This window comes from Kibdelosporangium philippinense, assembly GCF_021390435.2.
GTDB lineage: Bacteria > Actinomycetota > Actinomycetes > Mycobacteriales > Pseudonocardiaceae > Kibdelosporangium > Kibdelosporangium philippinense.
In genome coordinates this window covers 2421291-2434072 of the sequence record NZ_JAJVCN010000001.1, presented here as the reverse complement: position 1 = coordinate 2434072, position 12782 = coordinate 2421291, and the positions used below count along the sequence as shown (strand labels likewise).

The following is a 12782-nucleotide window of genomic DNA, read 5'->3' as shown; positions in this document are numbered from 1 at the left end:
ATCTCCGTTCCCGTCGGAATCATTTCAGGAGGTGCAACCCTTTCAATGATCGTGATGAACACCGACCGGGAAAATGCCCAATAAAGCTCACCCGACGATGGGTGACCTCACCCAGTGAGCCGGGCGCGGGCGATGCGGATCAGCTCCGACCGGCGCCGGGTGCCGAGCTTGTCCCTGATGGACTCCAGGTGCCGGTTCACCGTCCGCACCGAGATCGCCAGCTCTGCGGCGATCTCCTGGTTGTCATAACCACGGGCCAGGATCCTGAGCACCTCACGTTCCCGTGGCGACAATCCTGGTCCCTCATGGAACTCCTTGACCAGCTGGACAGCCAACTCCGGTGGCACGACAGGACCGTCCAGCACAGCCGCGACAGCACGACGAAGCTCAGCAGTCGGCGCGGCCTTGCTGACGTAACCGTGCGCGCCCGCTCGGATCGCGCGCACGACCTCGACAAGCGAAGCCTGCGACAGCACGAGAATGCGCACATCTGGACAACAGTCCACAACGTGTTGGATGAAGTCGATACCGTCCAAGGCACCCAACCTCAGATCCACAAGCACCACGTGCGGCCGATCCACTGCCAGGCTGCGCGACGCCGCATCGACGTCACCGGCCTCGAACACTTGCATCAGGCCGCCATCCAGCCCGGCCCGTACTCCGTTCCTGGTCAACGGATGGTCGTCGACAATGAGTACCCGCATGATCTCCAGCTTGCCGAGGCGAACACGCGGGCAGGCGCCCTTCCGGGCACCGATCAGGGCAGCCGCAGCTCGATCTCGGCCCCTCGGCCAGGACGGCCGTTGATCGCGACCGTGCCGCCGATCCGCTCAATCCTGGCTCGGACGCTCACCAACAGCCCCAACCGCCCGGCCGCCATGGCGGCGTCCTCCACGAAGGTGAACCCGACGCCGTTGTCCCGCACGAACACGGTCGTGCCCGGATCCTCATCGAACACGGAAACCCATGCCTGAGTGGCCTTCGCGTGTTTGACCACGTTGGTCAGCGCCTCTTTGACCGCCGCGACGACCTCGGCTGTCTCTATCTCCGGCATGACTACCGGCCCACTCGCCAGCACCAGCACCTCCAGATCGCCGTACGAACCTGGCAGTTGTTCCAAGAAAGCCGTCAGCGAAGCCGAACCTGGTGGCGCGACCAGCGCACCAGGAACAACCAAGTCACGCAACGCTTTCTCCTGTGCGCGAACCTCAGCCATCAACGCGCGCACCTCCCCCGGCCGCACGTCACCGCGGGACGCCAGGTCCAGTCCTTTGCGCTGCAGTAAAGCCAGGTGTTGCAGCACATCATCGTGTATTCGCGCGGCCAGCCGTTCCCCCTCGGCCAACCGTGCCGCCTCCGAACTGCTGCGCGCCAACGCTTGCGCCAGCCGGTCGAACTGCGTGGACGCGGTCCCCACTGCCGCCCCGACGAGCACATAGGACAGACCGGACGCGGTCATGGCCAGGGTTTGCGAGAAGGACAGCTCTGCGACCGACGCGCGATTCAACTCGTAGGCGAACGGCAAGACGGCAGCGACAATCCCTCCGGCGAGCACGCCACCGCTGACTCGCCGTACCACGGCCCATGCCGCGACCGCTGCCATCGGATACGCGCCCGTCACCGACGGATGGTTTGTCAGAACATGCTGTACTGGATGGAAAAGTCCACCGGCGAGCACGAGCGCGACGGCCAGTGCGAGGTCGATGGCGAGAACCAGATCCGACCGGCGCACGGCCGCGAGCGTCAGCCACGCCGTCCAGCCCAACGTCAGTACCAATGCGGCCACGGCAAGTGTGGCTGCCTGCTCGCGTACCTGGCCGCCGATGGCCGCGACGATCGCCATCCATGCGAACGCGCACCATCGGAATACCAGGACAAGCAACATCGGCGCCGGATGTTCTCGTGTCGAAATGGCCAATCCCTCCCCCGCGGATCGAGCCTACACTCGGCCGGGTGCCCGCACCCGAACGTCGTCTCGCTGAGATCGCCGGAACCCAGATCGCTTGGTGGCAACTGGGTTTCCGGCAGCGCCGGGAAGTGGTCCGGCTGGCCGCGGCCGGTCGTGCGCACCCCGATCCGGGTGTCTGGTCCGATGCCCGGCTCTGGGCGGGCCAGATGCTGGACTCACCATGGTGGTGGCGCATCGCCAGAGCCATCGTGATCAGCGGTTTCGGCGTCGGCGGTGTGGCCGCGACGGCGAGCGTGGCCGTCGAGTTCCAGGCCGACTACGCGATCAGCACCGCCGTCCTGACCATCGCTCCGCTGGCGGCGCTCTGGGCGTCACGGCAGACAAGCACCGCACGCCTGATCATCCGCGTGGAACCGGCCGAGGCCAACCCACGTGCCAACCCGCGTTGGGTGCCGATTGTCCTGCTGTTGCTGGCTTTCGTCGCGATGACGACCTCGGTCGCCGTCATCGTCCATACCGCGAGGGCCAACCACGAGGCGGTCTTCGGCTGCCCGTCGGTGCCGAAAGACGCGCGCATCCGGGAATCCTGGATCAGGCATGAAGGCAAGTCGGGCAGACTCGGCTGCCCGACCGGGCAGACCGGTCTGACAGCGGGCGGACAGGCGTACGAACAAACCACCACGGGCTTCTTCACCATCACCGCGACAGTCGGCGATTTCCTCGCACCGCCGGACTTCTTCGCGGTGTGGCAAGCCAACTGGCAGACACTGGGCGAGCCGACCAGCACGATCCTGGCCGATAGGGACGTCCACTACGTGAACTTCGAACGCGGACACATCAGCAAGACCGCGGACACACCACCGGTCGCCGTGCCAGGCAACGGCTTTCAGCCCACGCAGGTCGCGGGCGGCCCGTGTTCCGGATACGACCGCCCATGCCTGGTCCGTGCCGAACGGGACGGCACGAAGATCCATCTGGCCTGGCACTGGGCAATCGCCGACGCGTACAACGTCAGCTGGCAGACGCTGAGCCAGATCGACGTGCCGAGTGTCGAAGTGGCAGGCAATGAGTACACAATAGACGATGCCGACCCCGCCGCCGCCTACATCGTGAACGTCCAAGCCTGCGACAAACGCTTCCTGCGCCGCTCGATCTGCACTCCGGCCGCACCATACGTCCTCACTCCACCGAAGTGACGTGTTCCGAGATCCATCCGACCATTCTGGTCTGCCTCACAGTGACCTTGTGGGGACCTTATGGGGACCTTATGGGCGACCGGCCTGCAGCGAGGGCGATGGCAGAGCACCCTCATCCAAGAATGGGCTGGATGTGATCATCGCGAGGACACTGGTGGACTCAGCGCGTGCCGCCTCCGCAGCGTCACGCGAGCCGACGGTAATGATGACGATCTTCATACATCCCAGGTCACGGGCAGGTTGAACACGCCGTAGATGGTCATCCGGTCACGGAACCGCACCTCACCGGCCAGCCTGAGCGTGGGCACGCGGCGCAGCAACGCCGCGAAGCCGATCCGCATCTCGATCCGGGCCAGCTGCTGGCCGAGGCACTGGTGGATGCCGTGGCCGAAGCTCATATGCCCCTGCGCGTGCCTGGTCAGGTCCAGCTCGTCGGGATCGTGGAACTTCTCCGGGTCCCGGTTGGCGCCCGGAACCGACATCGCGACCGCCTCGCCCGCTTTGATCTGGTGCCCTTCGATTTCCACGTCCTCGAGCGCGGTCCGTACTGGTCCAAAGTGGATGATCGAGAGGTAGCGCAGCAGTTCCTCGACGGCTCCGGCCGGGTCGGCCAGCAGCGCTTCGGCGCGACCGGGTTTCTGCAGGATCGTGTACGTGCCGAGGCCGAGCATGTTCGCGGTTGTCTCGTGGCCCGCGATGAGCAGGACCATGCCGATGGTAACGAGTTCTTCGTGGGTCAGTTCGTCTTCCGCGATCAGGCCGCTCAGCAGGTCGTCACCGGGCGTGGAGCGCTTCTCGTTGATGACATCACTGAGCAGGTTGTTGATCGATACCCATGCGGCCATCGCGTCTTCGGCGCCGGATTCGAGATTCAGCAAGGTGGACGCGTCGCCTTGGAACTGGCCGCGCCGGTCGTATGGGACGCCAAGCAGTTCGCAGATCACCAGTGACGGGACCGGCAATGTGTACGTGGGAACCAGGTCGACCGGCGGTCCGGCGCTGATGATCGCGTCGAGGTGCTCGTTGACGATCTGCTCGATCCGCGGTTCGAGCTGCTTCATCCGGCGCACGGTGAACTGGCCGGTGAGCATGCGCCGGATCCGGCCGTGCTCTGGGTCGTCCATCCGGTTGAACATGCCAGGCGGCATCGGGAAGTCCTTGATGGACTGGCTGGTCAGCCGCTTCGCCGGGATGATCGGGTGGGTCAGGTCGATCCGGTTGCTGAACGCCGGGTTGGCCAGTATCGAGCGGACCGCGTGGTGCCCGGTCGCCAGCCAGCCGAGATGACCGTCAGGGAACGTCATCCGCACCATCGAGTCTTGCGCGCGCAGGGCGCCGATCTCTTCGGGCGGGTCAAGCGGATTCGGGCGCTGGGTCGGCAGGCCCTGAATGCTTTCGGTGGTCATGCTTCAATGACTACACGAGATTCACAAAGTTGTGAAGTTAAGGAAGCGTCAAGAAGTCACCGATTGCTGCCATCTCACGGCAGGCCGACGAAGTCCGCCATCTGCCCGGTCGCGTGCGCGAAGAACTCATCCGTCGGGTCAACACTGCCGACGAACTGGCCGAACAGCTCGAAACTGAGCATCCCGAACAGCTGACTCCATACGACGATGGCGCGATTGACCGTCTCCAACGGCAAGTCCACGTCGAGCTCGATCGCCGCCAATTGACCAGCCAACCCGTTGGTCAGCGGAGCGCTCTCGAACGCGGGCTTCAACTCGGCTTCGCCAAGAATGCTGAGTAACGTCAACGGAACTCGGGCCGCGGCGGCGACCGTATCCGCCGGCGCCACATATCCCGGGATGGGCGAGCCGTAGATCAGGGCGTACTCATGCGGATTCGCCCGCGCCCACGCCCGGATCGCCTGACACGCGGCTGTCCACCTTTCCCGTGGCGTCTGGCCCACCTTTCCCCCCTCGGCCGCATCCCCAACCGCGTTGTACGCGTCGATGATCAACGCCGTCAGCAGCTCATCCCTGCTCGGGAAGTACCGATAGAGGGCCGACGACACCATCCCCAGCGCACGCGCGACAGACCGCAAGGACAGCTTCTGCGCGCCATCGATGGCCAACTGCCTACGCGCCTCGTTCTTGATCTCCTGAGTCAACTCCGCCCTTGCCCGATCCCGCGCAGTCCTCGCAGCATTCATAGGTCTCAGTGTAGAGCACTGCACAGTACCGAGAGCACCGCTCTTGACATCCAGGCGCCAAGAGTGTTCACTGATCACATCAGAGAGCACCGCTCACATCAGGAGTGCAGAATGGTCCGCAACATCAAGCCCTCAGGCGCCGACAAGATCTTCAACCCGGTCGCCAAGTTCCTCACCCAGATAGGCATCAGCCTGGCAGGCAGCCGAGTCCTGGCCGTACGCGGCCGAAAGAGCGGTGAATGGCGAACGGTGCCTGTGAACCCGTTGACATATAACGGAGAGCGCTACCTGGTCGCACCCCGCGGCCACACCCAGTGGGTCCGCAACATGCGCGCAGCCGGCGGCGGAGAACTACGCCTCGGCCGCAAAGTAGAACCATTCCAAGCAGTCGAGATCCCAGACGACGAAAAACCCGAGATCCTCCGGCTGTACTTAAAGAAGTGGGCATGGGAAGTAGGCCGCTTCTTCGAAAACGTGACGGCGGAGTCCAGCGACGAAAGACTGCGCGAAATCGCCCCCGACTTCCCCGTCTTCCGCCTACGCTGACGATCCGACCGCATAACCTGCGGCCGGGCAAAGGAGAACGTTGCCTGCCAACCCATCCCCGCAGATCACCCGCAGCGGCTTGGTGACACTCGCCGATGTTCCGGCCACATCGGACCTGAAGTTCACCTGCGCGCCCATAGACACATCGTCGGCGGGTATTCACTGGCAGCGCGAAGGCGACTGCGGACATGACCGATAAACCCGCTCTCGAACTCCCCCACGTACTTCGGTCACCATGGCGCTGGTTGATCCTCGCCCAAGGCATACTGCTCGTGTTGGTCGGGATGTCTGGCTTCGTCGCAGGTCCAAGTGCCACAGGCGACCTGATCGCTGTCGGGGCGATGGGTGTAGGCGGAGTCCTGATGATCCGCTCCTCCCGCCAGTCCCGGGTCGTAGTGCGGGCGGAACACGTCGAAGAGCATGGCCTGTTCTGGACGGTCCAACGGATGCCCTGGACCGACATCGACGAAGTCACCATCGGCGAGGGGCCATCAATCCTTCCATCGAAGACAGTCCTGCTGGTGGGCAAGAACGGAGCAGAGAACCTAACCCTGTCGTCCTTGTCGTGGTACTCGTTGCGACAAGGCAAAGTCCCGGCCAGAGCGGCCGAGTTCCAACGAACGGCAGCCATCCTGATGCGCAACAACGGACAGGCATAGCACCCGCCGGACAACCCCAACCCAGCCCATGCCCGAATCAGCGGATGCCGAAGCCATGCCCTCAGCCAACCCGGCTTGTTGTCCGACTCACCCACGCCCAACCCAGCTTCTTCCGAACCAGCGCATGTCCGGGCCACGCCCCAAGCCCCACCCAGGTAGGTGCTCATCGGCGGCGGGATCCGTTATCGGTGACGGTTCAAGGGCGGATGCGGCTGGCGAGCCAGCCAGCCATCGCGCGGACGCCGTAGCCGATGGCCCGCTCGTCCGGAGTGAAGGTGCCGAAGTGCGGATAGCTGGTTTCGATGGCCGCTCCGGGTGCACGAACGCCAAGAAAGGTATAGGTGCCAGGAATCTGGTCAAGGAACAGCGCGAAATCCTCGCCGTTGAACGGGATCGCGGCGTGCAGTGTCGCGACATTGTCGTGGCCGAATGCTTGTCGCAAGTACTGTCTAATGGCACGGCCTTCCCGTTCAGGACAGTGCATGGCGGGGAACGGGTCGTCGGGAAAGGACACTGTCGCCCCGTTGTATGACTGGGCCAGGCGGCGGATGTCCGCACGGACGTCGCGGTACCGCGACTCGGGCCAGCAGCGGTAGGACACAGACACCGCGGCTTGGCCGTCGGGCACGTTGGTCCTCATGAAAATGAACTGGGCCAGTGGTCCGTTCGGTATTTGGATCTCTGCCGTGACCCGTTCGAGGTCCTCGGGCGTGCTGGGGAACGACACCGTGCCCAGTTCGCTGATCTCTCTGGCGAGCCGCTGCGCCTGACCCATCGCATCGGAGCCTGTGAGGGTGATGGTGCCGCGGTCCAAGCCCGGCATCCCAAACCCCGGCGTGACAGCGAACTTGCCGACTGAGAACCCGGCACAATGCATGGCATGAATCTCTGACGGACGAGTCGCGCGGAGAACACCATCGGCGAGCATCGCGGCAGCACCGGCCAGTGACTCCTCGGCAGGCTGGAAGATGAACACGACGGTGCCTGCCATTCGGTCGCGCAGCCTCGCCAAAACCTCCGCGACACCAACGCCAACGGTGGTATGGATGTCGTGTCCGCACACATGGGCTGCATCCAAGCCGCCCGGTATTTGCGCGTCCGGCGGTACGGCGTCCATATCGGCCCGATACGCAACCGTCCGGCCGGGGCGAGCACCCTTGAGAACCCCCACGACCCCATGCCCGCCAACACCCGTTGTCACGGCGAGACCAGCCGAGCGAAGCCGCTGCGCCACCAATCCGGCTGTGCGCCGTTCCTGGCCTGCAACCTCGGGGTGGCAGCGGATATCACGACGTAACGCGATCAAACCACTGTCCAACTGGGACGCCACGGCCTCCACATTCAATGGTGCCGGAGCGTTGTCTGCGAACGCTACCGGCGTGCGCACCAGCCCGGCTCCCGCCAAAGCCGCGGCTCCGCCGAGCATCACGCGACGACTGATGCCACGGTCTTCTGAGTTCGACACGAATCCTCCAGTGGTAACGACTGCCAACGGATCTCGTCACCATCAGGAATGACGAGCCCCAGTCGATACGATTCTGGAGCGATCATCAGCAGGACCGCACTGAGGCCAGCCCGCTTCTCGAGTGTGGTGTTATGTCTACCCCGAACAGACCGCTAGGGTCGGAGCAGCAAGCGACTCCCGCAGATGCCCACTCGCCGCTAGTGGGCACCATCATCGACAAGGAACCCGGCCCCTGGCAACCAAGGGCCGGTTCTCCTTACCTTCAGCTGACTCGGCCGCCCACAACGGGGATGTCGAGGCTGCTGCCGTCAAGCGACACTGTCAGCGCACCCGCGGCCTGGTCGACCGAGATGTACGTCCGGTCATTGCCCATCAGCACGAGACCGATCCGGTGCCCGGCGGGGACGACGTAGTCCTTGCCGTGCAGCTTCCAAGAAGCCGTGTACGTCTGGCCCGGCACAAGCGGAGTCCCGGAAGACAGCGACGAACGGTTCTTCAGGTCGATCGCGCCACGCGTGATCACTGTGGCCGTAACTGCCGCGGCACGTGACTGATAAGGCGCCGCGCAACCGGTCTTCTGATCGATATCAGTCAGCGAACATTCCATGTTGATCAGTTCTTCCGGTGACATGTCCTGCACGCTGAATGCCGTGCCTGGACCGTAGTCCACCAGAAGCGCTGTGAGTGGCGCACTCGCGGTGTTCGACCGGACGGTCACGTTCACCTTCGGCGTACCCGACATCCGGGCCGCCTGGGTCAGCGCCGGCGTCACGTAGACAAGCCGGTTCGGCCCCGCGACCGTGTAATCGGCCATCGCCGTCGTCTCGGACTGGGTTTTGCTGTCGGTGAAGGTCTGGGTCGACGCTGCCGGGCGCGTTGCCTGCAACGTGCCCGCGACACCCGATGCGGCCGGGCCGAAGTTCAGCCGCACGTTGCGGGCCGCTGCGTCCGGCCAGCTGCGGTGGGTTTCCCAGGCTCCGTTCGGGCGCTGGATGTCGGCCATCGGCTCGTCCATGATCCCGTTGTTCATGCCGAACAGCCAGTGGTCCATCCAACGGTGCATCACGCGCTTCCACTCGTCCGCGCGAGCGCTGACCGGGTCGATGTGGGCGCTGCGGTGCAGCCAGATCTTGCGCGGGATGTTGCGCTGCTGCAGCAGGTTCCACCACGCGACACCGTGACGCAGCTTGACGTTCCAGTCCTCCATGCCGTGCACGAGGAGAACCGACGCCTTCACCTTGTCCACACTGGGCTTGTAGTCACGCTCGGCCCAGAACGGCGTGTAGTCCCAGCTGTCGTCGTTCGCGTTGTCACCCAACGACTTGATGAACGCGGCACACCGTTGCTTCGAGGCAGCGCTGGCGACGTAGTTGGCCAGGTACTCCGGATACCTGCTGCCCCACGCACCCTGGTAGCCGATGCCCGCGTCGCGCGTGTAGTCGTACCAGCTGGAGATCGCCGCGATGGGCACGATCGTCTTCAGCCCCTCGACACCCGTCGCGGCGACGGCGTTGGGCAGGGTCCCGTTGTACGAGACGCCGACCATGCCGACCGCTCCGGTGCTCCACGATGCCACCGCCTCAGACCCGCTGGCATAGAAGCCTTTCGCCCGCCCGTTCAACCAGTCCACTACCGACTTCATGGACTGCGTGTCCTCAGCGTCACCGGTCGTGGGGCAGCCGCCGGACCGGCTGGTGCCTTGCATTTCGGCCTCGATCACGGTGTACCCGCGCGGTACGAAGAACTCGTCGTACCAGCCGCGGAATCCGTATGGCTGCTCGGCGAGGGTGCCGGGCGCGCGATAGTACGGGCTCGGTTCCATCACCACGGGCGTCTTCAGCCCGGTATCGGTCTCCTTCGGCCTGATCAGCTGGATCGCGATCCGGTCGTTCTTGCCGTCCTTGTCGCTGTCCATCGGCGCTTCGACGAACACATCCTCACGGATGGCGTTCTGATACGAGTATTTCGGCGTGGTCTCTTCGATGTCCTGTGCGGCAGCGGGCACAGGCATGACCGTCGAGACCAGAATCGTTCCTAAGGCAGCGGTGACCGCGATTCGTAGTCGTCCCATGACTTTGAGCGAACCGACCAAGGCCGTCGAGCTGCCACGGCCGAAAGGACCGATTCATTCACAGTTGTCCGGTGAATTCCGATCACCGGAACACCCGTTGCGCCGCTTGACAAGCGCAGGGCCTCATCCCTCAGCCGAATTGGCCGCCATGCCATGCGAGGCTGCGCCGCTGCACGACCAGCAGCAACCGGTTGAGCAGGAAACCCAGTGCGCCGATCAGCACGATCCACGCCCACATGCCAGCCAGATCGGCATATCCCTGTGCATTGTTCAGCTGGTAGCCGATTCCGCTACTCGTACCGACAAGTTCGGACAACACCATCAGGATCAACGCGATCGACAGGCTCAGCCGAAGACCCGCGAAGATCTTGGGCGCGGCAGCGGGCAACACCACACCGAAGATCCACGAGGCCTGAGTGATCCGGAATGCCCGCGCGGTATCGGTTTTCGTCGCATCAACGGACCGGGCGCCATCCACGGCGTTGAGCAGGACCGGCCAGGTCGCGCCAGAGACAATGGTGACCAGCTCGGTCTGCGGGCCAAGCGAGAACATCACCATGAACACCGGGACCAGCAACGGCGGCGGCACGGACCGGGCGAACGCCAACAGCGCGCCGACATAGTCCATCGCCGTGCCAGCACGACCAAGCGCGATGCCCGCGATGATCCCCAAGACCGAAGCAATCAGCCAGCCACCGAGTAGCAGGCCAAGGCTGGGCAGGATATCACCGGTCAGCAGCGCGGGCGCGAACCAGAGATCGCCCGCACGAGAAGCGATCTGCGATGGCGGCGGGAAATACGGATCGGCAGCCGCACTGGCAATCGCTTGCCAGATAACCAAAACAGCGGCCACGGCCGCACAACTCAACACAAGCGTCCAGCGCCGACGGGAACCGGTGGCATCGCCCGACGCTCCCGACGTGGGCCACCCCAGCCAACGGCGTTGCACACCGGCGAGCGAAGCGTTGATCAGCAACCCGAACAGGCCCGCGAGCACTGTCACCGCAAGCACTGTGTCCATGCGGCCAGCGCTGAGGCCGTGGACAAAGACAAACTGGCCGACGCCAATGCTGCCGCCGAAGATGAACTCGGTTGCCACCACGGCAATCAAGGCGATCGACGCGGACAGCCGCACACCGGTCAGGATGAACGGTGCCGCACTCGGCACGATCACCGCTGACAACATCCGGCGACGGGAGGTCCTGAACGCACGGGCGGTTTCGAGCATGTTCCGGTCCACTTCGGCGACGGCATAGCTGGTGTTGAACAGGATCGGCCAGACCGCGGCGAACGTGGCCAGCGTGATCTTGGTCTGCGCGCCGACACCGAGCACCACTGTGATCAACGGGATCAACGCGACGCCAGGCAACGGCCGCATGAACTCGATCATCGGCATGGTTGCCGTGCGTACCAAGGGAATCCGGCCGATCACGAGTCCAATGGGGACAGCGATCACGATCGCAAGGCACAACGCGATCAGCCACGACAACGCCGTCGAAGCGACGTCGGCAAGAAACCGAGCCTCATTGACCAGAGTCAGGCACCGCACCAGGACTTCGGACGGCGGTGGGATCAGATCCGCGTCGACAATGAACCGGCTGGCGGCCTCCCACAGGACCAGGAAGCCGACCAGCCCGATCAAGGAACGAATCAGCCGCACTCAGCTGCCCGCTGGCGTCGGGGCGTACATGTAGGTGCTGGCGTCGATCTTCTGCGTCAGCTTGGACAGGTCGGGGTAACTCTCCATCAGCGTGACGACCCGCTGCAACCGCGTGGCGTCCAGCGAAGTCGGGAACACGCCGAGGTTGAGCAGCGGCACGGTGGCCTTGTCGACACCGGTCAGGTCGAGCATGACTTCGGCGAGCTTCCCGCGGTCGCCGGCTGCCTGCTGTGCCTTGGCCATCGCACGCTGGAAAGCCGCGACGGTCTTCGGGTTGTCCTGCGCGAACTTCGTCGGCGAGACGTAGCCGCTCAGCGGCATGTCCTGGGTCGGCCCGGAGATCACCTTGAGCACACGCTGCGCGCCGGTTTCCTTCTCCGCCTGCGTCATGAACGGCTCGATCGCGATGCCCGCGTCGATCTGGCCGGTCTTCAGCGCGTTCGGGATGTTCGGGAACGGCACCGGCACGTAGGTCACCTTGCTCGGGTCAGCGCCGTTGTCGCGCAACGTGCTGCGGAACAACAGGTCCGCGATGTTGCCCGGCGGCTGGTGCACGCTGACCTTCTTGCCCTCGAAGTCCTTGGCGGACGCGATGGTCACGCCGGGGCGCGCCAGCATCACCAGCGCGTCGCTGGTGCCCTGGTAAGCGTCGGCGACGATCTTCGCGTCGAGGGCCTTTGACGACGCGGCCTGGAAGTAGGTCACGTAGTTCATCAAGCTGAAGTCGAGGTCGCCGCCGTTGAGCGCCGGCATGGTCTGCGCGGCCGACTGGAACAGCTTGACCTCGGCATTGAGTCCTTCCGCCGCGAAGAAACCGAGCTTCTCGGCGACCTTGACCGGTGCGTCGTCGACTGACGCGATGATCCCGATCCGTACTGTGGGCTTCTCGACCTGACCGGTCGAAGTGGACGGTTTGTCGGACGAGCCGTCCAGGATGCCGCACCCGGCGGCGAAAAGCAGGGTGGCCACAGCCGCCGCGGCGAGACGGAGCCCCCTGCGCGCACGTGCCGTAAACATTCGATCCTCCGAAGATCCGACCTGTGAGGCGGCTCATGCTAGGCCGATCGGGGTCGATCTTGGCCAGTTGGATCGCTTCCGCCCCAGAAAAAAACATGCGAATAGTC

At 64.4% G+C, this 12782-nt stretch carries 11 protein-coding genes; 3 read left to right on the top strand and 8 right to left on the bottom strand.

The genetic code is table 11. The features are described from left to right. Positions 1–107: 107 nt before the first annotated feature. Together LWC34_RS11175 and LWC34_RS11170 are read right to left on the bottom strand one after the other, a co-directional pair. Positions 108–704, bottom strand: coding sequence for a response regulator transcription factor (locus LWC34_RS11175; protein WP_233724917.1), 597 nt, complete (start codon positions 702–704; stop codon positions 108–110). Positions 705–757: 53 nt separating this feature from the next. Then, the gene (locus LWC34_RS11170; protein WP_233724916.1) at positions 758–1843 is read right to left on the bottom strand and encodes a sensor histidine kinase; all 1086 of its coding nucleotides are present in this window, start codon (positions 1841–1843) and stop codon (positions 758–760) included. 110 nt (positions 1844–1953) lie between these two features. Between LWC34_RS11170 and LWC34_RS11165 the strand changes: the two genes are divergently transcribed. Next, complete coding sequence (locus LWC34_RS11165; protein ID WP_233724915.1) at positions 1954–3105, top strand: LGFP repeat-containing protein; 1152 nt, start codon at positions 1954–1956, stop codon at positions 3103–3105. A 215-nt stretch (positions 3106–3320) separates the two neighbouring features. Here LWC34_RS11165 and LWC34_RS11160 read toward each other — a convergent pair whose 3' ends face one another. Both LWC34_RS11160 and LWC34_RS11155 read right to left on the bottom strand, forming a co-directional pair. Next, positions 3321–4511 carry a cytochrome P450 gene (locus LWC34_RS11160; protein WP_233724914.1) on the bottom strand — a complete coding sequence of 397 codons (1191 nt, stop codon included), beginning with the start codon at positions 4509–4511 and terminating at the stop codon, positions 3321–3323. A gap of 74 nt (positions 4512–4585) precedes the next feature. Beyond that, positions 4586–5257 (bottom strand): TetR/AcrR family transcriptional regulator, encoded by a 672-nt coding sequence (locus LWC34_RS11155; RefSeq protein ID WP_233724913.1) that lies wholly within the window; start codon positions 5255–5257, stop codon positions 4586–4588. A gap of 111 nt (positions 5258–5368) precedes the next feature. Between LWC34_RS11155 and LWC34_RS11150 the strand changes: the two genes are divergently transcribed. After that, entirely contained in the window at positions 5369–5803 is a 435-nt protein-coding gene (locus LWC34_RS11150) for a nitroreductase family deazaflavin-dependent oxidoreductase (protein WP_233724912.1), read from the top strand. Positions 5804–5991: 188 nt separating this feature from the next. Continuing rightward, positions 5992–6462, top strand: a complete 471-nt coding sequence (locus tag LWC34_RS11145) for a hypothetical protein (protein ID WP_233724911.1) — start codon at positions 5992–5994, stop codon at positions 6460–6462. 196 nt (positions 6463–6658) lie between these two features. Here LWC34_RS11145 and LWC34_RS11140 read toward each other — a convergent pair whose 3' ends face one another. From LWC34_RS11140 to LWC34_RS11125, 4 genes are all read right to left on the bottom strand, one after another. Further along, a complete protein-coding gene (locus LWC34_RS11140; RefSeq protein WP_233724910.1) occupies positions 6659–7927 on the bottom strand; it encodes a M20 metallopeptidase family protein in 1269 nt (422 codons plus the stop codon). Positions 7928–8189: 262 nt separating this feature from the next. After that, the gene (locus LWC34_RS11135) at positions 8190–9998 is read right to left on the bottom strand and encodes a Xaa-Pro dipeptidyl-peptidase (protein ID WP_233724909.1); all 1809 of its coding nucleotides are present in this window, start codon (positions 9996–9998) and stop codon (positions 8190–8192) included. Between the two features lie 130 nt (positions 9999–10128). After that, entirely contained in the window at positions 10129–11658 is a 1530-nt protein-coding gene (locus tag LWC34_RS11130) for an ABC transporter permease (RefSeq protein WP_233724908.1), read from the bottom strand. Beyond that, positions 11659–12675, bottom strand: coding sequence for an ABC transporter substrate-binding protein (locus LWC34_RS11125; RefSeq protein ID WP_233724907.1), 1017 nt, complete (start codon positions 12673–12675; stop codon positions 11659–11661). Positions 12676–12782 lie beyond the last annotated feature (107 nt).

Coding starts and splice junctions, on each gene's coding strand:
- LWC34_RS11175 (WP_233724917.1), bottom strand. CDS start 704: ATGCGGGTACTCATTGTCGACGACCATCCGTTGACCAGGAACGGAGTA.
- LWC34_RS11170 (WP_233724916.1), bottom strand. CDS start 1,843: ATGGCGATCGTCGCGGCCATCGGCGGCCAGGTACGCGAGCAGGCAGCC.
- LWC34_RS11160 (WP_233724914.1), bottom strand. CDS start 4,511: ATGACCACCGAAAGCATTCAGGGCCTGCCGACCCAGCGCCCGAATCCG.
- LWC34_RS11155 (WP_233724913.1), bottom strand. CDS start 5,257: ATGAATGCTGCGAGGACTGCGCGGGATCGGGCAAGGGCGGAGTTGACT.
- LWC34_RS11150 (WP_233724912.1), top strand. CDS start 5,369: ATGGTCCGCAACATCAAGCCCTCAGGCGCCGACAAGATCTTCAACCCG.
- LWC34_RS11145 (WP_233724911.1), top strand. CDS start 5,992: ATGACCGATAAACCCGCTCTCGAACTCCCCCACGTACTTCGGTCACCA.
- LWC34_RS11135 (WP_233724909.1), bottom strand. CDS start 9,998: ATGGGACGACTACGAATCGCGGTCACCGCTGCCTTAGGAACGATTCTG.
- LWC34_RS11125 (WP_233724907.1), bottom strand. CDS start 12,675: ATGTTTACGGCACGTGCGCGCAGGGGGCTCCGTCTCGCCGCGGCGGCT.